The 24,483-nt window shown below is 69.6% G+C and carries 19 protein-coding genes and 1 pseudogene; 11 read left to right on the plus strand and 9 right to left on the minus strand.

What is annotated here, in order from left to right:
• Positions 1 to 533 precede the first annotated feature (533 nt).
• From V1318_RS20320 to V1318_RS20340, 5 genes are all read left to right on the plus strand, one after another.
• Positions 534 to 1,220 (plus strand): ion channel, encoded by a 687-nt coding sequence (locus V1318_RS20320; protein ID WP_332941589.1) that lies wholly within the window; start codon positions 534 to 536, stop codon positions 1,218 to 1,220.
• A 274-nt stretch (positions 1,221 to 1,494) separates the two neighbouring features.
• On the plus strand, positions 1,495 to 3,846 hold the full coding sequence (locus tag V1318_RS20325; RefSeq protein WP_332941590.1) for a winged helix-turn-helix domain-containing protein: 2,352 nt from the start codon (positions 1,495 to 1,497) through the stop codon (positions 3,844 to 3,846).
• A 143-nt stretch (positions 3,847 to 3,989) separates the two neighbouring features.
• Positions 3,990 to 4,922 carry a helix-turn-helix domain-containing protein gene (locus tag V1318_RS20330; protein ID WP_332941591.1) on the plus strand — a complete coding sequence of 311 codons (933 nt, stop codon included), beginning with the start codon at positions 3,990 to 3,992 and terminating at the stop codon, positions 4,920 to 4,922.
• A 306-nt stretch (positions 4,923 to 5,228) separates the two neighbouring features.
• On the plus strand, positions 5,229 to 8,060 hold the full coding sequence (locus V1318_RS20335) for a TonB-dependent receptor (protein ID WP_332941592.1): 2,832 nt from the start codon (positions 5,229 to 5,231) through the stop codon (positions 8,058 to 8,060).
• Between the two features lie 141 nt (positions 8,061 to 8,201).
• The gene (locus tag V1318_RS20340) at positions 8,202 to 9,191 is read left to right on the plus strand and encodes an aspartyl/asparaginyl beta-hydroxylase domain-containing protein (RefSeq protein ID WP_332941593.1); all 990 of its coding nucleotides are present in this window, start codon (positions 8,202 to 8,204) and stop codon (positions 9,189 to 9,191) included.
• Between the two features lie 228 nt (positions 9,192 to 9,419).
• On the opposite strand, the gene ppa is transcribed toward V1318_RS20340, so the two are convergent.
• A complete protein-coding gene (gene ppa / locus V1318_RS20345; protein WP_332941594.1) occupies positions 9,420 to 9,974 on the minus strand; it encodes an inorganic diphosphatase in 555 nt (184 codons plus the stop codon).
• Between the two features lie 415 nt (positions 9,975 to 10,389).
• Here ppa and V1318_RS20350 point away from each other — a divergent pair, with 415 nt between their 5' ends.
• Complete coding sequence (locus V1318_RS20350) at positions 10,390 to 11,898, plus strand: adenosine deaminase (protein ID WP_332941595.1); 1,509 nt, start codon at positions 10,390 to 10,392, stop codon at positions 11,896 to 11,898.
• 63 nt (positions 11,899 to 11,961) lie between these two features.
• Here the strand turns inward: V1318_RS20350 and V1318_RS20355 are convergent, their stop codons facing one another.
• Both V1318_RS20355 and V1318_RS20360 read right to left on the minus strand, forming a co-directional pair.
• On the minus strand, positions 11,962 to 12,309 hold the full coding sequence (locus V1318_RS20355; RefSeq protein ID WP_332941620.1) for an OmpA family protein: 348 nt from the start codon (positions 12,307 to 12,309) through the stop codon (positions 11,962 to 11,964).
• A 69-nt stretch (positions 12,310 to 12,378) separates the two neighbouring features.
• A pseudogene (locus tag V1318_RS20360) lies at positions 12,379 to 14,403 on the minus strand (sodium-translocating pyrophosphatase); the annotation flags it as partial.
• A 187-nt stretch (positions 14,404 to 14,590) separates the two neighbouring features.
• Here V1318_RS20360 and V1318_RS20365 point away from each other — a divergent pair.
• A complete protein-coding gene (locus tag V1318_RS20365; RefSeq protein WP_332941596.1) occupies positions 14,591 to 15,100 on the plus strand; it encodes a hypothetical protein in 510 nt (169 codons plus the stop codon).
• Between the two features lie 86 nt (positions 15,101 to 15,186).
• Here V1318_RS20365 and V1318_RS20370 read toward each other — a convergent pair whose 3' ends face one another.
• Both V1318_RS20370 and V1318_RS20375 read right to left on the minus strand, forming a co-directional pair.
• Positions 15,187 to 15,663, minus strand: coding sequence for a DUF2846 domain-containing protein (locus V1318_RS20370; RefSeq protein ID WP_332941597.1), 477 nt, complete (start codon positions 15,661 to 15,663; stop codon positions 15,187 to 15,189).
• A 7-nt stretch (positions 15,664 to 15,670) separates the two neighbouring features.
• Positions 15,671 to 16,426: a hypothetical protein gene (locus V1318_RS20375; protein WP_332941598.1), complete on the minus strand. Its 756-nt coding sequence runs from the start codon at positions 16,424 to 16,426 to the stop codon at positions 15,671 to 15,673.
• Positions 16,427 to 16,838: 412 nt separating this feature from the next.
• On the opposite strand from V1318_RS20375, the gene V1318_RS20380 reads away from it, so the two are divergent.
• Together V1318_RS20380 and V1318_RS20385 are read left to right on the plus strand one after the other, a co-directional pair.
• Positions 16,839 to 17,573, plus strand: coding sequence for a hypothetical protein (locus tag V1318_RS20380; RefSeq protein ID WP_332941599.1), 735 nt, complete (start codon positions 16,839 to 16,841; stop codon positions 17,571 to 17,573).
• A 10-nt stretch (positions 17,574 to 17,583) separates the two neighbouring features.
• Positions 17,584 to 18,249 (plus strand): hypothetical protein, encoded by a 666-nt coding sequence (locus tag V1318_RS20385; RefSeq protein ID WP_332941600.1) that lies wholly within the window; start codon positions 17,584 to 17,586, stop codon positions 18,247 to 18,249.
• Between the two features lie 112 nt (positions 18,250 to 18,361).
• Here the strand turns inward: V1318_RS20385 and V1318_RS20390 are convergent, their stop codons facing one another.
• From V1318_RS20390 to V1318_RS20405, 4 genes are all read right to left on the minus strand, one after another.
• Positions 18,362 to 19,159 carry a hypothetical protein gene (locus V1318_RS20390; protein ID WP_332941601.1) on the minus strand — a complete coding sequence of 266 codons (798 nt, stop codon included), beginning with the start codon at positions 19,157 to 19,159 and terminating at the stop codon, positions 18,362 to 18,364.
• 162 nt (positions 19,160 to 19,321) lie between these two features.
• Entirely contained in the window at positions 19,322 to 19,762 is a 441-nt protein-coding gene (locus V1318_RS20395) for a VOC family protein (protein WP_332941602.1), read from the minus strand.
• A gap of 260 nt (positions 19,763 to 20,022) precedes the next feature.
• Positions 20,023 to 20,841 (minus strand): helix-turn-helix transcriptional regulator, encoded by an 819-nt coding sequence (locus V1318_RS20400; RefSeq protein WP_332941603.1) that lies wholly within the window; start codon positions 20,839 to 20,841, stop codon positions 20,023 to 20,025.
• A gap of 10 nt (positions 20,842 to 20,851) precedes the next feature.
• Complete coding sequence (locus V1318_RS20405; protein ID WP_332941604.1) at positions 20,852 to 22,108, minus strand: 6-phosphofructokinase; 1,257 nt, start codon at positions 22,106 to 22,108, stop codon at positions 20,852 to 20,854.
• Between the two features lie 168 nt (positions 22,109 to 22,276).
• On the opposite strand from V1318_RS20405, the gene V1318_RS20410 reads away from it, so the two are divergent.
• Both V1318_RS20410 and mpl read left to right on the plus strand, forming a co-directional pair.
• Positions 22,277 to 22,855: an adenylate kinase gene (locus V1318_RS20410; RefSeq protein ID WP_332941605.1), complete on the plus strand. Its 579-nt coding sequence runs from the start codon at positions 22,277 to 22,279 to the stop codon at positions 22,853 to 22,855.
• Positions 22,856 to 23,017: 162 nt separating this feature from the next.
• Positions 23,018 to 24,400, plus strand: coding sequence for a UDP-N-acetylmuramate:L-alanyl-gamma-D-glutamyl-meso-diaminopimelate ligase (mpl, locus tag V1318_RS20415; RefSeq protein WP_332941621.1), 1,383 nt, complete (start codon positions 23,018 to 23,020; stop codon positions 24,398 to 24,400).
• The last annotated feature ends 83 nt before the right edge of the window (positions 24,401 to 24,483 follow it).

Consider the following 24,483-nt stretch of genomic DNA (forward strand, 5'->3'; position numbering starts at 1 on the left):
TTTTCGAATGGACATCCTTGTCCATTCGAAAAACGGCGCGCGTCCTGCGCGCCGCCCTTCGGGTCTACGGTTGTTCGTGTGAGTGCGGGGCTGTGGATTCCAATGCCGCGGCAACCGCAACCGCAACCGCAACCGCAACCGCAACCGCAACCGCAACCGCGACTGCAACCGCGACTGCAACTGCAACTGCAACTGCAACTGCAACTGCAACTGCGACTGCGACTGCAATCGCTGGCCGTAGGATGCGGTGAGCCGTAGGCGAACCGCATCGTCGCGGGAGCCGGGGCTCTGGGGCTGCCATGCCGCATGGGCCGAAACGAAGGGGCTGCCTGCCCGATCTTTCGTTTTGCGGCGTCGCTGCGTCCGCGTGGAGACGTTCCGGCCGATTTCCCTAGGCCGATTCCCCCTAGGCCGACTCCCCTAGGCCGATCCCCCTAGGCCGATCCCCCTCGTGGCCGCGTCCCGCCGCTTGGGCCGCCCGCGCGGTCGCCGCCCTCTGTGCGCCGCTCGCCAAGTCCTGCACACTTCGCCGCATGAGCGACCGCAACTACGCCTCCCTGAAATGGCGCGCCCTCGCGCGGCGGCATCCGTCGGCGTTTCTGCTGGCCGCGCAGCTGCTGAGCATGCTGGCGTATCCGCTGTTCGAGCCCTCGGGCGGCGGGCGGGTGGTGTTCGGCGCGTTCGGGGTGCTGGTGCTGGCGCTGGCGGTGTGGGTGGTCAACCGCAGCCCGGCCAGTATGTGGGTGGCCTGGCTGCTGGCGGTACCGGCGTTCGCGCTGTCGATCCTGTCGGTGCTGGTCAGCAGCGACGTGCTGCTGGTGGCCTCCTCGGCGCTGGAGGCGTTGCTGTACTTCTATGCCGCCGGCAGCCTGATCGCCTACATGATGAGCGACCACCGGGTCACCGCCGACGAGTTGTTCGCGGCCGGTGCCACTTTCACCCTGCTGGCCTGGGGCTTCGCCTATGCCTTCCTGGTCTGCCAGGCCTGGTATCCGGGCAGCTTCGTCGGCGCCGAGCGGCCGGGCGAGCCACGGACCTGGATCGAGCTGCTGTTCCTGAGCTTCACCAATCTCTCGGCGGTGGGCCTGGGCGACGTGATTCCGCTGGGCTCGGGCGCGCGCGTGCTGGTGATGCTGGAGCAGTTCGCCGGCGTGGGCTACATCGCCGCGGTGGTTTCGCGCCTGATCGGGCTGACCATCCTGCGACAGGAGCGTCGTTAAGCGCCGATGCAGCCAGGCCACGGATAAAAAAATCGCGCCTTAGCCCCGTGAAGGCCGCGGCGCGAAAGTGGAACGATACGTTCTGTAGGACGTCGGCGAGAGAGGGCCTGTGTGCCACCCGCGATGAGTGCGGAGGTACCCGGCGACGTTAGAATGACGGCCTCAGGCGCGTTAGCCCGTGCGCGCCCCAGCGTTATGCCGGGTCTGGCCGTTGGCCTTACACGTCTTCAGGCACATGACGCCGAAGCGGCCCGCCGCGACCATTGCAGGATTCATGTCACGACCCCCCGAGCCATCGCCGCCGCCGCTGCCGTCCGAGCGCCTGCGCGTGGGCGACTGCCTGGTCGACGTGCCGCTGCGCGAGATCCTCGCGCCGGGTGCGCGCCGGCCGCGCCGGATCACGCCCAAGGCCATGGGCGTGCTGCTGAGCCTGGTCGAGCACCAGGGCAGGGTAGTGAGCCGCGACGCGCTGCTGACGGAGGTGTGGCCGGACACGCTGCCGACCAACGACGTCATCACCCAGGCCATCACCCAGCTGCGCAAAGCCTTCGATGACGAACGCGGCAATCCGCGCTACATCGAGACCATCGCCAAGAACGGTTATCGCCTGCTGACGCCGGTGGTATGGCTGGATGCGGCGTCCGACGGCGCCGCGCCGGCGCGCGCCGAACGCGCGCGACCGGAAGCGGCGCTGGTCGATCCCTCGCGCACCACCGCCGAACATCCCGCGTTTCCGGATTCCGAGCGCGACGAGGCGGTGGCGGCGATCCCGATCGTCGCCGCGCCCAGCGCGCGCGGCGCCTGGACCTCGATCGTGGGCACGATCGCGGCGGTGGCGGTGCTGGTCGGCGCGATCCTGCTGTGGTCGATGCTGCGCGAACCGGCGGCGGCGCCGCAGGACGCGCGCGCGATCAGCGCGATGCCCATGCCCAGCGAGCGTCCCTATCGTCTGATCACCTCGATGCCGGGCTTCGAACTGGCGCCGACCCTGTCGCCGGACGCGTCCATGGTGGCCTACGTCGCCATCCCCGAACGCGCGCGCGCCACCGCGATCATGGTCCAGACCACCGACCAGACCCAGCCGCGCGTGCTCAGCCATCCCAGCGGCGCGGCCGAGGACAGCGCGCCGGCGTGGTCGCCGGACGGGCGCTGGATCGCGTTCCTGCGCCTGGAGCCGGGCAGCGCCTGCCGGATCATGATGATCGCGGCCAACGGCGGCGCCGAGCGCGAGGTCGGCACCTGCGACCACCGCAGCCCGCCCAGCTTCGACTGGACCCCGGACAGCCACGGTCTGGTGTTCGGCAGCATGCCGACCGCGCTGGGCGTGGTCGGCATGCGTCAGCTCGACCTGGCCAGCGGCGAATGGACCGCGCTCAATTACCGTCGCGGTCGCGCCGACCTCGACAGCGCGCCGCGCTACTCGCCCGACGGGCGCTGGATCGCCTTCGTGCGCAACGCGCCGCTGGGCGACTTCTGGCGCGTGCCCGCCGAGGGCGGCGAAGCCGAGCGCATGACCGAGCTGCGCGCCGACGTGCGCGGCTGGGACTGGCTGCCCGATGGCAGCGGTCTGCTGTTCGGTCGCGCCGTCGACGGCGACGTGCGCATGTACCGGCTCGACTTCGACAGCGGCCGCATCACCGACACCGGCATCGTCGACGCCCAGAGCCCGGTGGCCGCGCGCAGCCGCCAGGCGGCGGTGTTCGTGCAGCGCAAACCCTATTTCGGCCTGTACCGGGTGATGGTGCCGGAGCATTCCGGCGGACTGGTGCACGTGGTCGAGCCCCTGTTCGCGTCCTCGGCGCGCGACGTGCTGCCGTCGATCGCGCCGGACGCTCGCCAGATGGTGTTCGTGTCCGACCGCTCCGGCAGCAACGGCCTGTGGTGGGCCGACCTGCAGCGGCCCGAATCGCTGCGGATGATCGCCGGCGTGCAGCCGGCCACCCGCTACGTGTCGAGTTGGTCGTCCGACGCGCGCAGCGTGCTGGTCAGCGGCCGCGATCGCGACGGCCGGCCGGTGGTGCACGAGGTGGTGCCCTCCAGCGGACGGGTCTCGCAATTGGACGTGCCGCTGAGCGAGCCCTTGCAGGCCCTGTACCTGCCCGATCCGAACCGGATCCTGGTCCTGGCCGGGGCCGGCGACGGCCATCTGCGCCTGCACCTGTTCGACCGCCGTCAGCGCCCGATGCAGGCCCTGGCCGTCGTCGACGACGTGTCCCAGGTCCAGTTCGACCCGGTCGGCCAGCGCGTGCTGTTCACCCGGCCGACCCGCAGCGGCCTGTGGCAGGCCGATCTCGGGCTGTCGCCGGGCAGCGTGCGCGAGCTGAACGCGGAGGAGCCGATCTCCGATCGCTACCGCCTGTGGGCGGTCGCCGGCGACGGCCAGATCCGCTACCTCGAACAGCTGCAAAGCTGTGCCGCGCGCTTGCGTCGCATCGGCCTGGGAGACGCCACGAAGGCCGCCCCCCTGTGCCTGGACCAAAGCCGCCGCGCCGCGGTCAACGGCTTCTCGGTCAGCCCGCGCGGCGATGCCATCTACGTGGCCCTGGTCGAGTGGGATGGGGCTGATATCGGTTACATGGACCTGCAGGGGCCTCCGAAGACCGAAGTGCCGGGTTGGTTCAAGTAATTGACCCAAAAGGAAAACATGCTTTCGGAACTTCTTCGGTTTTGCTCTCGTTGCGATTTCGCATAACTCTCCGACAACTTTCCTGAAGCCACGCTCCGGCTCCGGCAAAAGCTTTGGCCATTCTCGGCACATGAGGTGGACCAATGGAGCAATCGCAATGGGCGGATCGCGGGCAGCTGCTGCAGCTCGACAGCCCGGACAACGCAGCGCTGGGTAGCTGCGTCGGCGTCTCCCGCCTCGGCAGCGCACAGCTGTCGGGCGCCAACTTCTCGATCTGGGTGCAGCTGCGAGGCGCGTCCTGGGTCGAAGCCAAGGAAGGCAAGTTCCGTCTGCGTCGCGGCGATTGGATCGCCTTCGAGCGCGACTCCAAGCCGGTGCTGCAGGCCGACCGCCACGGCCTGTGCGTGGGCCTGAACCTGAGCGCCGACGCGCTCAAGGCGATGGCGCGCTTCACCGACTGCGGCCTGTACGCCGGCCGCGGTCGCATGACCCGGCGCGACGCCCGCGTCGCCCTGCGCCTGTGGCGCCAGGCCAGCGTACGCGCCGCCGACACCGAGGCCCCGGCCGAACTCACCGCGCTGCGCCCGATCCTGCTGCACCTGGCCGGCATCCAGCGCGACCTGGCTTCGCGCATCCCGCGCTGCCCGGGCCGTTCGCGCAGCCGCAAGCGCCAGGTGTTCGGGCGTCTGCAGCGCGCGCGCCTGTACCTGGAAGGCAATTGCGACCGCGTCGTGCGCATCAGCGAACTGGCCGAGCTCACCAGCTTCTCCAGCTGGTACTTCTCCAAGACCTTCCACAGTCTTTACGAAGAGAGCCCGCAGGCGGCATCGGCGCGCATGCGCCTGGAACACGCCGCGGATCTGCTCAAAAGCACCTCGATGATGATCGGCGAAGTCGCCGCAGCCAGCGGTTTCGACAACTGCTGCAGCTTCGCGCGTGCGTTCCGCGCGCGCTTCGGGGTGTCCGCCACGCGTTATCGCAGCGCCGCCGCGAGCGGTGCGGGCGCGGCCTCGCGGGCCGATTCGGCAAAGTCTCTCGGCGTCGCGCGCAAAGCGATGATGGCCACGGGAACCTGACGACGACGTCGGCGCATCCTATATCCAAGGTGCGCCGACGATCCGTCGCGACGCGCCGCGACGACGCCGCTCGATCGTCGCGGCCGATGTCATCGAATGCATCCGCAGCATCGCGCGCGCACCTCGCGCGCGCTTCGGCGCATCCGCATTGCGGCGACGAAGCATGGATGCGAACGACGCGAGCGTGAGCTCGCGGACCGACTCGGCAAAGTCTCTCGGCCTCGCGCGCAAAGCAGCGATGGCCACCGGAACGTAATTTTGCTGGGCGTTTTAACACGCCCATAACGATTACCTGGAGAGAGATAGATGAACCATCGCAATTTGCGTCCCGCGGTGCGGCTCGGCTTGCTGCCGGCCGGTATCGCGATCGCACTGGTGCCGGCGTTCGCCAGCGCCCAAGAAGCCGATGCAGCTCCCGCCCAAGACGCCACGACGCTCGATCGCATCGAGGTCACCGGCTCGCGCATCAAGCGCGCCGACATCGAAACTTCGCAGCCGATCTTCACCCTGACCCGCGCCGAGATCGACAAGCAGGGCGTGACCTCGGTCGCCGACGTGCTGCAGCGCATCTCCAGCAACGGCGCCGCGCTGAACTCCACCTTCAACAACGGCGGCGACGGCTCGGCGGGCATCAGCCTGCGTAACCTCGGCTCCAGCCGTACCCTGGTGCTGGTCAACGGCCGCCGCTGGACCACCCAGCTCGACGGCTCGGTCGACCTCAACACCATCCCGGCCTCGATCATCGAGCGCGTGGAAGTGCTGAAGGACGGCGCCTCGACCATCTACGGTTCCGACGCCATCGCCGGCGTGGTCAACATCATCACCCGTCGCAACTTCGAAGGCGCCGAAGCCGGCGCGTACTTCGGCCAGTACAGCGCGCAGGACGGCGACCGTCAGGCGTACGACGTCTCGATGGGCGTCAGCAACGACCGCTCCTCGCTGCTGATCGGCGCTTCCTACGTCAAGGAAGAGGCCGTCATGGCCGGCGCGCGCAAGATCTCCGCAGGCGGCGCGCCGTTCTATTCCGGCCAGAGCGGCACCGGCTTCCCGGGCTCGTTCGTCGACAACATGGGCACCGCGTCCAATACCGACGACGTGCGCTACGTGCTCGACGCGCAGGGCAACAAGGTCGTCTACGACTCGGCCGTGCACGGTTACAACACCGCCCCGGACAACTACCTGCTGACCCCGCAGGAGCGCACCTCGCTGTTCGCGCAGGGCACGTTCGACATCACCGACAACCTGACCTTCCGCACCGAGACGCTGTACAACCAGCGCCAGTCGGAGCAGCTGCTCGCCGCCATGCCGGTCACCGGCCAGACCCTGAGCAAGGACAGCCTGTATGCGCCGGCCGAGTACAAGGGCGTGCGCGACCTGATCGGCGTCAACCGCCGCTTCCAGGAAACCGGCGGCCGTTCGTACAACCAGGACACCAAGAACTTCCACTTCTACGGCGGACTGGAAGGTTATTTCAGCGTCGGCGAGCGTCAGTTCGATTGGGACGCCGGCTACCGCTACGACCGTTCCGACGACAGCACCCTGACCTACGGCCTGTTCAACGTGGCCGCGCTGCGCAACGCCTACGGTCCGTCGGAAATGCGCGACGGCAAGGCCGTGTGCGTGACCGCTCCGGGTGGTTCGGTCATCGCCGGCTGCGTGCCGATCAACCCGCTCGGCGGCCTGGGCTCGATCTCGCCCGAAGCGCTGGCATACACCGGTTTCACCGCGCACGATTCGTCCAAGGTCGAGTCCAAGAGCTACACCCTCAACGTCAGCGGCGACATCGTCGACCTGCCGGCCGGCCCGCTGGGCTTCGCCGCGGGTTATGAGCACCGCACCGAGAGCGGCCAGTTCGATCCGGACGCGTTCATCGCCGCCGGCCTGAGCACCGGCAATGCGCGTTCGCCCACCGCCGGCCAGTACTCGCTGGACGAGTTCTACCTCGAGCTCGCCGTGCCGGTGCTGTCCGACCTGCCGTTCGCCAAGCTGCTCGACTTCTCGGTCGCCACGCGTTACTCGGACTTCAGCAACTTCGGCAACACGCTGAACAGCAAGTTCGGTTTCCGCTGGAAGCCGATCGACGACCTGCTGATCCGCGGTAACTGGTCGGAGGGCTTCCGCGCCCCGAGCATCAGCGACCTCTACGGCGGCAACACCGATTCTTTCGAGAGCTACATCGACCCCTGCTCCAGCCACTCGCCGCTGCGCAGCAACCCGCAGGTCGCGGCTCGCTGCACCGCCGAGGGCGTGCCGAACACCTACGTCCAGCCGGGCAACGGTTCGTCGCGGCAGACGCTCGAGGCCTTCACCTGGACCTCGAACGACCAGCTGTCGCCGGAAACCTCGACCAGCAAGACCCTGGGCTTCGTCTACAGCCCGAGCTGGCTGCAGGGCTTCGACATCGCGGTGGACTGGTACAAGGTCAAGATCGAGAACGCGATCACCCGTCCGGAAGCGCAGTTCATCCTGGACAAGTGCTACGCCGGTACCCCGGGCGAGCAGGCCGCCTACTGCGGTCTGTACCAGCGCGGCGGCACCTCGGCCGGTAACCCGAACATCATCGACAAGCTCGAGATGCCGCTGCTCAACCTCGCTCAGTACGAGGTCGAGGGCTACGACGTGACCTTGAACTACCGTCTGCCGGAAACGGCCTACGGCAAGTTCTCGATCACCTGGGACACCAGCTATACCTCCAAGTGGATCGCCACGGCGACCGAAGACTCCGCGGCTGAAGAGCGTCAGGGCCTGTACCTGCCGAACGATCCGTACTGGCGCATCAAGTCCAATCTGTACCTGGATTGGAGCAAGGGCGACTTCGGCGCGACCTGGGGCATGCGCTACAAGTCGGGCATCGACGAGGTTTGCCCGTTCACCGGTGCGAACGCGCAGGCTTACTGCTCGGATCCGAACCGCGTGACCGCCGACGGTGCGGCGCCGCGTAACCACCTGGGCGCGACCACGTACCACGACATGCAGTTCCGCTACAACACGCCGTGGAACGCCACCGTCTCGGTCGGCGCGAACAACGTGTTCGACAAGGATCCGCCGCTGTCGCTGACCGCGAAGTACAACATGTTCGATCCGCAGTACGACCTGCCGGGCCGTTACTACTACCTGCAGTACCGTCAGCGCTTCTGATCGACGGTTGCCGTAGTAGGCAGCACGCAGTACCGGGAGGCGGGCCTATGGCCCGCCTCCTTTTTTTGTGCGCGTGTCCGGGCGTGGCGACGCCTTCGCGGTCCTGTGTACGATAGGGCGGTCGCAAGCCCGGATCGCACGATGAAATTGCAGGTGCCGTTCATCCAGTTGCCGCTGACCTTCGACGCGGCGCGGCTGGCCGCCGAGATCGCCGCCCTGGGCGAGGGGCCCTGGCGCCCGCATCCGCAGGGTTTCGCCGGCAATTCCATGCTGCCGCTGGTCGCGGTCGATGGCGATCCGGCCAACGAGGCCTTCTCCGGGCAGATGCGGCCGACACCGGAACTACTGCGCTGCCCCTATCTGTGCCAGGTCTTCGCCAGCCTGGGCGCCACCGTCGGCCGCAGCCGGCTGATGCGCCTGTCCGGCCATGCCGAGGTCACCCGCCATGCCGACCAGGGCTACTACTGGGCCGAGCGCGTGCGCGTGCACGTGCCGGTGGTGACCCAGCCCACGGTGCGCTTCGAATGCGGCGACGCCGCGATCAACATGGCCGCCGGCGAGTGCTGGATCTTCGACACCTGGCGCCAGCACCGGGTCATCAACGACGCCGTGGAGTCGCGCATTCATCTGGTGGTCGACACCGTCGGCGGCGGCGAGTTCTGGGAACTGGTCGGTCGCGGGCGCCCGCACAACGTGCCGCCCGCGGGTTGGCCGCAGCAGGCGGTCGCGCCGCGCGCGGGCGAGCGCGCGGGCTTCCCCTGCGAGACCGTCAACGTGCCGGCGGTGATGAGCCCCTGGGAGCTCAACGCCCACTTCGGCCTGCTGTTCGCCGACGCCGAGCCGCACCCGCAGTTGCAGCAGGTGCGCCAGGCCTCGATGCGCTTCGCGCGCCTCTGGCAGGGCCTGTGGTTCGAGTACGGCGAGCGCCCCGAAGGCCGCGCGCGTTACCGCGACGCGCTGCAACGCTTCATCGACGAGGTCAAAGGCCCCAGTCAGACCATCCGCCTCAGGAATGAGCTGCGCTGGTTCAACGCGATGATGACCATCGTGGCCAAGTTCGCCGTGAGCGGCGAGGCGCCGGCGGCGGGCAGCAGCGCCGAGCAGCAGCGAGCGGTCGGCGACAACGCCTGAGCGAGGCCGTGCTTGGCCTCTCTTCTTTGGGAGAGGGAGGGTGAGGGGCCGGCGCCAGCGCGCGACCCCCACCTCATTCGCGGCCCTCATCCGCCCTTCGGGCGCCTTCTCAGCTTTGCACTTCCTTCGGTCGCCGCAGGCGGGAGAAGGGAAGATCGAAAGCCAAGGCTCAAAACACGAAGGCCGCCCAAAGGCGGCCTCCGTAGTTCGCCGGCGCCGCGCGCGCCTTCAGAACTTCGGCTTGTCGCCTTCTTCGGTCGCGTTGTAGCGGTCGATCGCCTCGAGCAGGATCTGCTTGGCTTCGGCGGCCTTGCCCCAGCCGTCCAGCTTGACCCACTTGCCCTTCTCCAGATCCTTGTAGTGCTCGAAGAAGTGGCCGATGCGGTCCAGCCAATGCTGGCTGACCTGCTCGATGTCGGCGATGTGGCTGTAGCCGGCGAAGACCTTGTCGACCGGCACCGCCAGCAGCTTCTCGTCGCCGCCGGCTTCGTCGGTCATGCGCAGCACGCCGACCGGACGGCAGCGGATCACCGAGCCCGGGATCAGCGGCAGCGGCAGCACCACCAGCACGTCGGCCGGGTCGCCGTCGCCGCACAGGGTGTGCGGCACGTAGCCGTAGTTGCAGGGGTAACGCATCGGGGTCGACAGGATGCGGTCGACGAAGATCGCACCGGAGGCCTTGTCGACCTCGTACTTGACCGGCTCGGCGTCCTTCGGGATTTCGATGATGACGTTGATCTCTTCCGGCGGGTTCTTGCCGGTGGGGACGAGGTCCAGGCCCATGGTGCGTAGCTCCGACTGCTGGTGGCCCGCCGGGGGACGGGCCGAAAGAAAGAGCGGGCATTCTACGCGGCCGGCTGCTGCGATGCAGCATGGGCGGTCCGGAACCGGGGGGCTTACCTCGCGCGCGGCTCCCGGATTCCGGCCCCGCCGGCGCGCATGGGGCCGCAGCGCGCCGCCCGGGACGCCGCAGCGCATGGCCCCAGCCGATATGGGGCGCCTCATGGTTCAAGGCAGCGCCGCCCGGACACCGCGAGTTCGACTCCGCCTTGCGCGCCGGCGGCGGCCATCGCCCAAGTAGCGACGGCCGGCAGCGGCGCTGCTCGGGCCCGGCGTCGGTACGCGCAAGGCACGCCCAGCGAGCCCTGGGCCGCATACCATTCCCGCTCGGACGGCTTACACGAAACGGTGCAAGGGAATGGACAGAACGAAGGCCTGGAACCGGCTCAGCCTGTGCGCGCCGCTGCTGTTGGCGGCGGCCGCCGCCGATGCCAGGGGCGATGCCGACGAGGCGCGCACCGCGGCCTACTTCGAGCGCATCGCCGACAGCCCGCCGCAGTTGCGCATGTTCCTGCAGGCCATGCCCAAGGGCGGCGACCTGCACAACCACGCCAGTGGTTCGGTGTACGCCGAGGACTACCTGCGCTGGGCGGCGGAGCAGGGCTATTGCGTGGCCACCGACAGCCATCGCATCGTCCGCCCGCCCTGCGAGGCGCCGGCGACGGTCGCGGCGCGCGACCTGGCCAGCAAGGACTACGGCCGCTACAGCCGCGCCATCGACGCGCTGTCGATGCGCAACGCCACGTTGCCCGATTTCGACCGCTTCTTCGCCAGCTTCGACGGCTTCCGCGCCGTGTCCGCGGGCGATTCCGGGCGGGTGATCGCGGCCGCGCGCGAACTGGCCGCGGACGACCGCGTCGCCTACCTCGAACTGATGTCGATGCCGCGCAGCGCGCAGGGCCTGCTGGATGCCGCCAAGGCCAGCGGCCAGGACGGCAGCGACCTCGATGCGCTGTCGGCGGTGCTGGCGCCGCTGGTGCCGGCCGCGATCGCCGAGGCGCGCGCGGAACTGGATCGCGACGAAGCGGCCTTCGTCGCGGCCCAAGGCTGCGCCGGCGACGGCGCCCAGCCCGCGTGCGCGGTCGAGCTGCGCTACCAGATCCCGGTGCCGCGGCATCGGCCGCCCGCGCAGGCCTTCGCCGCCATGGTGTTCGGCTTCGCCCTGGTGGAGGCCGATCCGCGCTGGGTCGGCGTCAACATCGTCGGCCCCGAACACCATCCGGTGGCGCAGCGCGACTACGCGCTGCACATGCGCATGTTCGCCTACCTGAAGCGGCGCCAGCCCGCGGTGCCCTTGTCCCTGCACGCGGGCGAGCAGACCCTGGGCCTGGTCGCGCCGCGCGATCTGCGCTTCCACGTGCGCGATGCGGTGGCGGTGGCCGGCGCCAGGCGCATCGGCCACGGCGTCGACATCGCCTACGAGAGCGACGCGCCGGCGCTGCTGCGGCGCATGGCGCGCGAGCGCATCGCGGTGGAGATCAATCTGAGCAGCAACGCCGCCATCCTCGGCGTGCAGGGCGCGCAGCATCCGTTGCAGGCCTACCTCGCCGCGGGCGTACCGGTGGTGCTGGCCACCGACGACCAGGGCGTGCTCCGCAGCGACATGACCCACGAGTACCAGCGTGCGGCGCAGGAGCAGGGCCTGCGTTATCGGCAGCTCAAGCAGATCGCGCGCGACAGCCTCGAATACGCTTTCCTGCCCGGCGACAGCCTGTGGCAGGGCCGCGCGGGCGGAGCGCGCGTGGACGCCTGTGCGGGCGATGCCGCCGGGCCGGCCTGCGAACGCTACTTGCAGGGCAGCGCCAAGGCGCGGGCGCAGTGGCGGCTGGAACGGGAATTCGCGCAGTTCGAGCGCGGCCAGCGCTGAGCGCGCGCGGAAAAGAAAACGGCGGCCGTGGCCGCCGTTCTCCGTTGGCTTGAAACCTTGCGTTTACTCGACGTGGACCTCGACCCGGCGCGCTTCCTTGGCCGTGCCGTCGCCCTCCATCACCACCGGCTTGTCCATGCTCACGCGGTCGGCGGACAGGCCCTGCTGGATCAGCCAGTCCTTGACCACCGACGCGCGCTGCTTGGCCAGGTCGGCGTTGAGCTGGGGATTGCCGCTGCTGTCGTGGAAGCCCGACACCCGCGCCTTCAGCGCCGGATCGCGCTGCATGCGGTGGTAGACCTTGGACAGCACGGTTTCGAACTCGGCCGGCAGTGCGGCCGATCCGCTTTCGAAGTACAGCGTGGCCAGCGAGTCCGGCTGGCCGTCGGCGGCGGCCGGCGCGGCGTCCATCGCCGGTGCCGACAGCGCCGCCACCGGTGCGGCGTGCGCGGCCGCGTCGGCCGGGCCGGCGCCGCTGGGCAGCAGCGGCACCAGCAGCAGGGCGACGATGTTGATGATCTTGATCAGCGGATTGATCGCCGGGCCGGCGGTGTCCTTGTACGGATCGCCGACGGTGTCGCCGGTGACCGCGGCCTTGTGCGCCTCGGAACCCTTGCCGCCGTGGTGGCCGTCCTCGATGTACTTCTTGGCGTTGTCCCAGGCGCCGCCGCCGGTGGTCATCGAGATCGCCACGAACAGGCCGGTCACGATGGTGCCGATCAGCAGGCCGCCCAGCGCCTTCGGCCCCAGCAGCAGGCCGATCACCACCGGTACCGCGACCGGCAGCAGCGAGGGCACGATCATTTCCTTGATCGCCGACTTGGTCAGCATGTCCACCGCGCGCGAGTAATCGGGCTTGCCGGTGCCTTCCATGATGCCGGGGATGTCGCGGAACTGGCGGCGCACTTCCTCCACCACCGCGCCCGCCGCGCGGCCCACGGCTTCCATCGCCATGGCCCCGAACAGGTAGGGGATCAGGCCGCCGATCAGCAGGCCGATGATCACGTAGTGGTCGGACAGATCGAAGGAGAACACCGTGCCCGGATGCGCGGCCTGCAGGTTGTGGGTGTAGTCGGCGAACAGCACCAGCGCGGCCAGGGCGGCCGAACCGATCGCATAGCCCTTGGTCACCGCCTTGGTGGTGTTGCCGACGGCGTCGAGCGGGTCGGTCACCGCGCGCACTTCCGGCGGCAGCTCGGCCATCTCGGCGATGCCGCCGGCGTTGTCGGTGATCGGGCCGTAGGCGTCGAGGGCGACGATCATGCCGGCCATCGACAGCATCGAGGTCGCGGCGATGGCGATGCCGTACAGGCCGCCGCACGCGTGCGCGCCCCAGATCGCCAGGCACACCGCGATCACCGGCAGCGCGGTCGACTTCATCGACACGCCCAGGCCGGCGATGATGTTGGTGCCGTGACCGGTGGTCGAGGCGGCCGCGACGTGCTGCACCGGTTTGAACTGGGTGCCGGTGTAGTACTCGGTGATCCACACGATCACGCCGGTCAGGACCAGGCCGATCAGGGCGCACCAGTACAGGTTCAGCGCGCCGTAGGACGAGTCGGCCATCAGCTGGGTGGTGATCGGGTAGAACGCGATCGCCGCCAGCACCGCCGACACGATCACGCCCTTGTACAAGGCGCCCATGATCGAGCCGCCGGCCTTCACCTTGACGAAGAAGGCGCCGATGATCGAGGCGATGATCGACACGCCGCCCAGCACCAGCGGGTACAGCACCGCGTTGCTGCCGGCCTGGGCGATCATCAGCCCGCCCAGCAGCATGGTCGCGATCACGGTGACCGCGTAGGTTTCGAACAGGTCCGCGGCCATGCCGGCGCAGTCGCCGACGTTGTCGCCGACGTTGTCGGCGATCACCGCCGGGTTGCGCGGGTCGTCCTCGGGGATGCCGGCTTCGACCTTGCCGACCAGGTCGGCGCCGACGTCGGCGCCCTTGGTGAAGATGCCGCCGCCCAGGCGCGCGAAGATCGAGATCAGCGAGGAGCCGAAGGCCAGGCCGACCAGGGCGTGCAGCGCCGCTTCGCCGGTGATGCCCATCTTGGCCAGCACCAGCCAATAGCCGGCTACGCCGAGCAGGCCCAGGCCGACCACCAGCATGCCGGTGATGGCGCCGCCGCGGAAGGCGACGTCCATGGCCGGGCCGATGCCCTTGCGCGCGGCTTCGGCGGTGCGCACGTTGGCGCGCACCGATACGTTCATGCCGATGTAGCCGGCCGCGCCGGACAACACCGCGCCGATCAGGAAACCGATCGCCGTGGGCCAGTTCAGGAAGAAGCCGATGACCACGAACAGGACCACGCCGGCGATGCCGATGGTGCTGTACTGGCGGTTGAGGTAGGCGCGCGCGCCTTCCTGGATCGCGCCGGCGATCTCCTGCATGCGTTCGTTGCCGGCGGGTTGTGCGCTGATCCAGCGCGCGGAAATGATCCCGTACAGGATCGCGATGACGGCGCAAGCCAGCGCCAAGGTCAAACCGTACTGCTCCAGCATGAACCCCTCCCCAGAGTGGACATCAGGACAACGGGATTACCTCAGATTTTGGTCGCGTGCCGGAATCCCGGCGCGGCAACGCTGGGACTATCGCACAGCCCCTGGGCCTGTGAAACCTCGTGAAACCAAGGTTCAGCCCCAGCGTGCCAGCCTGCGACCCCAGTCACGTATCGATGGAGCCCTGTTCATGCGCATCGCCGTCGTCCTGTTCGCCGCCGCGCTGTCGCTGCCGGCCCTGGCCGCCGATCCGACCCCGGAAATCCAGCGCCCGGCCGCGTCGCCGCAGGCGCTCGGCGCCGTTCATACCCTGCGCCAGATCCCCGAAGCCTGCGCCCGCCTGGAGGGCCAGTTCACCGGCCAGGCCGCGCTGCCGTACAAGTTCGCGGTGGTCCGCACCAGCCCCAATTGCCAGCCGCGCGCGCGCTTCGTCGACGCCGCCAAGGCCCAGCCCTCGCTGGCCGCGGGTTGGAAATTCAACGATGTGATCCGCGTGCCCAGCGCGGCCTGCCCGTCGCAGCAGGCGGTGGTGCGGGTGTGGCGCAAGCCCGCCGACGTCGCCCCGCCCAAGCTCGACGGCCAGGGCCAGGCGCGTCTGTATCTGGCCGACGAGAAGGCCAAGGCCGCGGCCAACCAACTGGCGGCGGTGCCGATGTTCGCCGCGGCGATGACGGTCGAGGGCAAGGCCTGCGGCGGTTGAGGCGCGCCGCGCGCCGCGCGCCGCGCGCCGATCGCGGAAACGCGAACGGGCGCCGCTGGCGCGGCGCCCGTCGAAGATCGCGCGCCTTACTTGGCGAGCTTGAGCTTGTCGGCCAGGGCGTTGAACGCCGCGGCGTCGGTCGGCGACAGGTTCGGACGGCCGGCCACGATGCCCATGCCCAGCGTGCCCTGCACGTAATAGGTTTCGCCGGCTTCGATTTCCATGGTCAGCACGTCCTTGGTCTCGCCGTGCACGCGGTACTCGTGCGTGCCCGGTTCGGCGACGTGCACGAAGTACTTGCCGCTGCGCAGCTTGCCCAGCTCGGTTTCGCCTTCGCGCACCTTGAAGCCGACGGCGCCGCCGACGAACTTGGACGGACGGAAGAACACGATCTGGCCCTTGCCCTGGGGCGGCACGCCGATCACGCCGGCGGTCGCGGCGGCGGCTTTTTCCTCGCCGACGGTCGCTTCGGCCTGCGCGGTCGCGGTCGCGTCCTGGGCCAGCACGGCGCCGGAGAACAACAGGCCGAGCGCGAGTGCGGAAACACGGAACTTCAGATTCATCTAAGGACTACTCCTTGGGTGGTTGAACATCGCCGGCCGCTGCGGCCGGCGACGGAGAAACGGGGGCGGGCGTGGGCGCGTCGACCAGCGTGGCGGCGACGGGCAGTTCCAAATCCTGGGCGAGCTTGGCGCGCAGCGCGGTGTCGGCCGGTATCTCGATCTCGCGGCCGCGCACGAACATCGCGAACGGGCCGATCACGAAGGCCGCCCCCATCGCACCGTTGATCTGCTCGCGCCCGCTTTGCCCCAGCGACAGCCCGCGCAGAGGGATTTGGCGGCCGTTGTATTCCAGGTAGCGGCCTGCGATCAGCAGTTCTCCGGGCGCGCCGCCGCCGCGCGAACGCGCGCCGTGCACGACCTCGCCCACCGCGGGCGTGCCGGCCGGAATCGGTTCGGCGCCGGCGACGGTCAGCGGCTGGCTCAAGCGCAGCGCAAAACGGTCGCCGCGCTTGTGGCGCGCGGAGGACAGAGGCTCGCCTAGCTGCAGTTCGACCACGCTGCCCGCCGCGAGTCGGCAGCAGGGCGCGGGCGCAATGGGGCCGCCAGCCATGGCGGCGGTAGCGGCATCGTCGAGCGCAGGCGGCGCGACGTCCACCGGCGCTGCCGGCACGATCGTTGCGGATGGCGGAGCCGGCGCCGCGGTTTCCTGCGCCTGCGCGGCAGGAACGGCAAGCAAAGCCGCGAGCGCGGCTGCGAACATGAGCATGAGCGACGCCCCCCCTGAGCGTGGTCGCACCTTAGCCAAGCCGCCGATTTCGGGCAAGCGCCACGCGCCCGGCCCGCCTGAGCGGCCGGGCCGCGACGGCGGCGTCCACCCACGGCGCGGATGCGGCCCCGTAGCCAGGCCGCGCCGGTATTTTGCGCCCCGCGAGCCGGACCGCCGGCATCGCGCCGCGTGCCGGCGCACCGTCCTGGCGACGCCTGCTACCGATCTGGCGACTCGTCCGCGGCGGGCGCAGCCGCGGCAGCCCGTCAGGCTAGGCGGGCGGCGTATTTCGGCCGGGTTTCGCGTCCGCAACGGGTTTGCTTTTGCGCCCGGACTTGGACATTCTCATCGCGCCCGCGCAGCGGGCGCCTTGGGGGGAGGCGTTGGGGATCCGCGATCGCGTCGGCGCGATCGGCGGCGGCATGCCCGACCCCTGGGATTCAGTCAAATATCCACAGGGGATGTCGAAATGAAGCGTGGTTTTTTCCGCGGCCCGGTCGCGGCCGTATTGATGCTGCTCGCTCTTACCGGTTGCGTCAGCATGCCCAAGCAGCAGGCGTTCAACCGCGACGCGCACGGATCGGTCAAGACCATCGCGGTGCTGGAAACCCACAAGACGAACACCAGCGTGTTCATGCTCCATCACCCCGGCGTCAACTTCGGCTTGATCGGCGGCCTGATCGCGGCCGGCGACCAGGCGAGCAAGGAAAAGAAGTTCCACGCGACCATGCAGGCCGCGAACTTCGAGCCGCTGGCCTACTTCAGGGAGCGTCTGGACGCGCACATGAGCGAGCGCGGCTACAGCCTGGTCTGGCCGGCGACGCAGATCGACGCCAAGAAGACCCCCCGCACCTCGTTCGGCCTGCGCAAGAGCTACGCCGCCGTGCAGGGCGCGGACGCGCAACTCGACGTCAACTTCGGCTTCATCGGCTATGCCGCCGCCGGCGCCAGCGACGGCTCGCCGTACCGCCCGACCGCGACCATCGGCGCGCGCCTGGTCAGCCCGGACGGCAAGCAGAACTACTACACCGACTATTTCGCCTACAACAACGTATTCAATATGGCCGACGCGGTCGCGCTCAACGCCGACCAGCAGTACAGCTATCCGGACTTCGACGACCTGCACAAGGCCGGACCGCAGTCGATCGAGGGGCTGAAGGCCGCCATCGATTCGGTCGCGGCCGAACTCGCGCGCCAGCTCTGAGGGCGCCGGCATGCGTATCTGGGGTTTGTGGCCCATCGCCGCGCTGCTGCTGGGCAGCGGCTGCGCGTCCATGGCCTATAAGGCGAAAGCGCCCAACCTGGGCGGCCAATGCGCGGACGATCTGCGCAACGTCGCCGCCCTGCCGCTCAGGCACACCGTGACCACGGACAAGGCCAGCCTGAAAGCCAGTCTCAAGTACACCGAATTCGCGAGCATCGCCCACTGCTACCGCCCGGCCGACGCCGAGGCGATGGCGGTGGCGCTGTACCGGCTCGACGGCGTGAGCCCGCCGTCGCAGCTGAGCGTGTCGGTGCTGCTGTCGCCCGGCGGTACCTTCGCTTCGTCGGTGGAAGTGTTGGACGCCCAGTACCGGCCGCTGCAGCGCTACGGTTTCGAGCGCTTCGTGCGCCGCGGCGCGCAGTACTCGCTGAACGTGTTCCTCAACCCGTCCGACCAAGGCGCGCCGGCGTATCTGCTGCTGGCGCCGGACCGCGGCCAGGTCGGCAAGGTCGACACCGCCGTCGGCTCGCAGACCAACGCCATGCCGATCGTCACGGCGGGGGTGATGTTCACCTTCGTCTCCGGCACCGAAACCCAGGTCGCGCGGCCGTTCGTGGACGGCGGCCAGGTACGGGTGACCTCGCAGCCGCAGTCCTCGGCCTCGTTCGACGACTAGCGCAGCCGTCGCGACCGGTGCCCGCCAAGGCGGCACCGGTCGCATGCGCGGGCATCCGAATCGCCGGGCGCCGCCACGCGGCGTTCGCGCGCGGCGACGGCCGGCGCGCGGCTTACTGGATGCCGCGGCAGTTCTTCAGCCACACCAGGCGGTTGGCCTGGTCGTAATGATCGTAGGTGGCGTTGAGGTACATCTTGTCGCCGGTGCGCATCGCCAGCGAGTAACCGTTCTGGTCCGGCAGCATGCGGCAGGCGATGCGGATCTCGAACATGCGCGAGCGGCTCTGGATCAGGCCCGGCACCAGCGAGGGGTTCATGTCGAAGTAGAGCTCGAACGCGCCCTTCTTGCCGGCCACGCCCTTGTTGACGCCCTTGATGTTGTAGACCTTGCCTTCGAAGCGCACGTCGATCGCGGCGCCGTTCTCCAGGCCCTGGCGCTCGATGTCGGTGGCCAGGGAGGTGGCCTGGATCTCGATCGGCTTGGCCGCCGCGCGCGCCACCGGCGCCTTGCCGGGCTTGAGCTGGGTCAGCATCTTGCACATCGCGCTGCGGATGCCGTCGGCGTTGCCGAAGGAGCCGCGGCGCGTCTTCATCAGCATCGACACGGTGCCGTCGGGCTTGGCGGTGACGTAGACCTGCAGGCCCTTGTGGGCCATGTTCGCCGGTTCCTCGAGCAGCAGCGAACCGCTCTCCGCGCTTTCGTCCAGCACGTCCATGCCGTCGGCGATGGCGAGGTTGCGCATCTGGCCGATCGCGCTGGGCACGCTCAGGCCCGCGACCTTGTAGGAGGTCGAGTATTCGGCGCCGGACAGCGCATTGCCCTTCTTGCTGAAGTTGTCGTCGCACTGGCCGGCGAACGCGGACAGGGAGGGCAGCAACAGCAGCAGCGGAGATATCAGCTTGGCTTTCATGAGGAGTTCCTTGAAGTGATTCGGTCTTCCGTGCGCCTTGCCGACGGCCGGCGACGCCCGCGGCCGCAGATTGCCGGATTAGCCCAGTCGATTCAACGACAATCCGGCAGGAATTCCGTTATCGCGTTCGCATTCCTGCGCCCGGGCGTGCGTTGGGTGCGCTCAGTCGCAGGGATCGGCGGGGTAGCGGCGCTGCATTTCCTCGGGCGTCAACGTCTCGATGCTGTGACCGATGTTCCAGCGATGGCCGAAGGGATCGATCACCGTACCGGAGCGCTCGCCGTAGAAATGGTCGCGAGGCGCCATTGCCAGACGCGCGCCGGCCTCGACCGCGCGCGCGACCGTCGCGTCGGCATCGTCGACGTGCAGATGCAGGGTGTGGCTGTGGCCGCGTTCGGGTTCGGGGCGGCGGATATCGATCTCGGGATACTCCTCGCACAGCATCAGGGTGCTGCCGCCCAGGTCGAGTTCGACATGGCCGACGCGGCCGCCGGGTTCGACCAGGCGGAACTTCTCGCTGGCCTCGAAGGCATGGATATAGAACTCGACGGCGGCCCGGGCATCGGCGACGCAGAGGTAGGGGAACAGTTCGTGTACGGCCATGGCAGGGCTCCGCGGTTGGGTGTGCGGGCCAGCCTGCGCCCCGGGGCGGGCTCCGCGATTGGACGGAATTTACCGATTCGGCGTCGCTGCGGGCGAGCCGCGTGCGGGCGTCCGCGGCGGCGGTGCGGACCTTGCCCTGTGTGGGAGCGGCGTAAGCCGCGATGGGCAGGCGGCAACGACGAAGCTCACGGACGTCATGCGCCGGGTGCGGCAACGCGATCGCGGCTTACGCCGCTCCCACAGAAAGCGGCCCTGGCGCTTCAACTCAACGGCAGGTGGTTCGGCGAAGCGGGGGCGCGCGCGGCGTATTCGCGCGGGCTCACGCCGGCGAATTCGCGGAACTCGCGGATCAGGTGCGACTGATCGAAATAGCCCGCGTCCAGGGCCAGCTGCGCCCAGGCCGGGCGCGGCGTCGCCGCCAGCGCGGCGAGCAGGCGCTGGAAGCGCAGCACGCGCGCATAGCGCTTGGGCGCAAGGCCGGCGGCGTCGCGGAAGCCGGCGATGAAATGCCGGTGGCTGCGCCCGCAGGCATCGGCCAGCGCGGCCACATCGACATCGACCGGCGCGCGCTGCACCCGCGCCAGCGCCTGCGCGATCTGCGGATCCAATCCGCGCCCGGCGCGCGCGCGGCGCAGGCGCGCCTGCAGAAACTCCAGCAGCACCGCGCGGCGGCGGCCCGTTTCGGCCTCGGCGGCCAGGCGCTCGTACAGCAGTTCGGCCTCGCGGCCGCACAACTGCGCCAGATCGACGTGGCCGCTGGCGAGCTCGGCCGCCGACACGCCGAACAGCGCCAGCGCCGCGCCCGGGCGCAGCACCGCGCCTACCGAGGCGGCGGGCTGGGCGGTGTCCTTGATGCAGTAGCCGGCGCGCACGCCGCCGACGGTGGCCGCGCTGTAGCGGCGGCCCTGGCGATCGCCGGCATCGGCGTAGATCCGCAGCGGCGGCCCGTCCAGCCGGATCGACAGGTGCATGGCGCCGCTGGGCAGCGAATGTTCGCGCGCATGCGCGGGCGGCGCGGTCGGGCGCGCGCAGGCCCAAACCTGCGCGACCCAGGGCCGCAGCGCCGCCGTGGCAAGCACGCCCGCGGCCTCAGCCGGCGAAGTCCGGCAGCTTGCGCTTGACCGCCAGGTTCTTCAGCGCCACGTACTTGGGCAGGCCGTCGCGGCCGTAGGGCGGCGGCGCCTCGCCGCGGATCAGCGGCTCCAGGTACTTGCGCGCGGCGGCGGTGATCCCGTAGCCGTCCTTGCGGATGAAAGCCGCCGGCATCTTCTTCTCGTGGTTGGCGACCTTGTCCAGCGGCGCGGCCTCGATCTTCCAGCGATACGGCGTGTCGCCGCTGCGCACGATCACCGGCATCACCGCGTTGCGGCCCTTGAGCGCGTACTCGACCGCGGCCTTGCCGACCGCGCGCGCCTGCTCCACGTCGGTCTTGGAGGCCAGGTGGCGGGCCGAGCGCTGCAGGTAGTCGGGCAGGGTCCAGTGGACCTTGTAGCCCAGCGCATCCTTGACCCGGCCGGCGAGGTGCGAGGCCACGCCGCCCAGCTGGGTATGGCCGAAGGAGTCCTTGCCGCCGCCGGCGTCGGCGACGAAGCGGCCGTCGGCGGTCTGGATGCCCTCGCTGGCCACCACCACGCAATAGCCCACGCGCTCGACCACGGCCTGGACGCGCTTGAAGAAATCGGCCTCGTCGTAGGGGCGTTCCGGGAACAGGATCAGGTGCGGGGCCTGGTCCGGGCCCTCGCCGGCCAGGCCGGCGGCCGCGGCCAGCCAGCCGGCGTGGCGGCCCATGGCCTCGTAGACGAAGACCTTGGTCGAGGTCTCGGCCATCGCCGCCACGTCCAGCGCCGCCTCGCGCACCGACACCGCGGTGTACTTGGCGGCCGAGCCGAAGCCGGGGCAGCAGTCGGTCACGGCCAGGTCGTTGTCGACCGTCTTGGGCACGCCGATGCAGGTCAGCGGGTAGTCGAATTCGGCCGCCAGCCGCGACACTTTGAGCGCGGTATCGGCCGAGTCGTTGCCGCCGTTGTAGAGGAACCAGCGCACGTCGTGGGCCTTGAGCACCGCCAGCAGGCGCTCGTAGCGGGCGCGGTCGGCGTCCAGGGACTTGAGCTTGACCCGGCAGGAGCCGAAGGCGCCGCCCGGGGTATGGGCCAGGGCCCGGATCGCGGCCGCCGATTCCCTGGAGGTGTCGATCAGGTCCTCGCGCAGGGCGCCGAGGATGCCGTTGCGGGCGGCCAGCACCTTGACCTTGCGCGCGCGCGCGGTTTCGATCACGGCCGAGGCGGTGGCATTGATGACGGCGGTCACACCGCCGGATTGCGCGTACAGCAGGGTTCCAGAGGCCATGGGGGGTTCCAGGATTGACGCCGGATTGCGGTAAGCTGACCGCAATATTGACGCCCGGCGGTGGGGTGGCGACGGCTGAGTGTAGCGCCGCGCCCCGGGCACGCGACCCAGGCCGCTCCCGAGAGAGCGCCGGCCGCGCGAGCCATTCTTGTTCTAGGAGCGATGTAGATGCGATTGGTACTTCTGGGCGCGCCCGGTTCCGGCAAGGGCACGCAGGCAGCGCGGCTCAAAGATCACCTGCAGGTGCCGCACATTTCCACCGGCGACCTGCTGCGCGCCGAAGTGGCGGCCGGCAGCAAGCTCGGTCTGGAGGCCAAGGCGGTGATGGATGCCGGCAACCTGGTCAGCGACGAGATCCTGCTGGGCATGCTGGAGGATCGTTTCTCGCGTCCCGACACCCACGGCGGCTTCATTCTCGACGGCTACCCGCGCAACCTGGCCCAGGCCGACGCGCTGGACGTGCTGCTGAAGAAGATCGGCCAGCCCATGGACTACGCCGTGCAGCTGGAGGTGCCGATCGAGCTGCTGGTCGAGCGCATCGCCGGCCGCGCCGCCGAGCAGGGCCGCAAGGACGACAGTCCCGACGCCGTGCGCACGCGCCTGAAGGTCTACGACGACGTGACCGCGCCGGTGATCGAGTACTACCGCCAGCACGGCCGCCTGACCGCGATCGACGGCGTGGGCTCGCTGGACGAGGTGTTCACGCGCATCGTCGAGGCGCTGTCGCCGGCGCCGGTGGTTGGGTGAGTCAGCGCGTTTGCGAGCCATCGGCTCGCGCGCTGGCGAACGCCCGTAGCCGGAAGCGTAGGGCTGGAGCGACTTGATGAGCGCAGGGACGCGCGAATCTAGTCGCCGCGGCAACACTTAAGCGCGGTGTGCGAGCGCGCCGCAGCATTTCAGGAACGTCGGATCTTGAAGCTACATATTCTGGGCATCGCCGGAACCTTCATGGGCGGCGTCGCCGCGCTCGCGCGCGAACTCGGCCACGAGGTCGAAGGCAGCGACCAGGCGGTGTACCCGCCGATGTCGACCCAACTCGAACAGCTCGGCATCGCCCTGCGTCAGGGCTACCGGCCCGAGCACATCTCCGCGGACTGCGACGAGATCGTGGTCGGCAACGCGCTCTCGCGCGGCAACGACGCGGTCGAGCAGGTGCTCGACGACGGCCGCCGCTACACCTCCGGCGCGCAGTGGCTGTCCGAGCGCGTGCTGCCGGGCCGCGATACCCTGGCCGTCGCCGGCACCCACGGCAAGACCACCACCACCACCATCCTGACCTGGCTGCTCGAAGCCGCCGGCCGTTCGCCCGGTTTCCTGATCGGCGGCGTCGCCGAGGACTTCGGCGTGTCCGCGCGCGTCGGTGGCGGCCGCGAGTTCGTGGTCGAGGCCGACGAGTACGACACCGCCTTCTTCGACAAGCGCAGCAAGTTCGTCCATTACCGGCCGCTGGTGGCGATCCTCAACAATCTCGAATACGACCACGCCGACATCTTCCCAGACGTGGCCGCGATCCAGCGCCAGTTCCATCATCTGGTGCGCACCGTGCCGCGCCGCGGCCGCCTGATCGTCAACGGCGAGGACGCGCGCCTGGCCGAAGTGCTGGCGATGGGCTGCTGGACGCCGGTGGAGACCTTCGGTCTGGATGCCGGCAACGGCGCCGCCTACACCTGGAGCGCGCGCCTGCTGTCCGAGGACGGCAGCGCCTTCGTCGTGGTCCACGACGGCATCGAGATCGGCGAAGTGCGCTGGCCGTTGCTGGGCCGCCATAACGTGATGAACGCGCTGGCCGCGCTGGCCGCCGCGCACGCGGTCGGCGTCGAGGTCGTCTCGGTGCTGCCGGCCCTGGCCGCGTTCCGCAGCGTCAAGCGCCGCCTGGAAGTGATCGGGCAGGCCGATGGCATCACCGTCTACGACGACTTCGCCCACCACCCGACCGCGATCGCGACCACCCTGGCCGGTTTGCGTGCCCGGGTCGGCGCCGCCCGCATCGTGGTGGCGATGGAGCCGCGCAGCAATTCCATGCGCCTGGGCGCGCACGCGGCGGCCCTGGCGCCTTCGCTGGACGGTGCCGACGAGGTGGTGTTCCTGCATCGCCCGGAACTGGCCTGGGATGCCGGCCAGGTCGTCGCCGGCCTGCGCGGCGAGGGCGTGACCGTGGCCGACGCCGAGGCCCTGATCGCCGCCCTGCGCGCCCGCGCCCGCGCCGGCGACCATGTCGTCTTCATGTCCAACGGCGGCTTCGACGGCGCGCCGCGTCGCTTCCTCGCGGCCTTGCGAGATCACGCGGGCTGAGCGCGTCACGGGCGGTCGTTGGCCAGTCGCCCGTCCGCGATAACGCCAATCTGAATGTGCCTATTGAAGCGGTTTTTAATGCC

The sequence above is a fragment of the Lysobacter sp. CCNWLW3 genome (assembly GCF_036697405.1).
Lineage (GTDB): Bacteria > Pseudomonadota > Gammaproteobacteria > Xanthomonadales > Xanthomonadaceae > Lysobacter.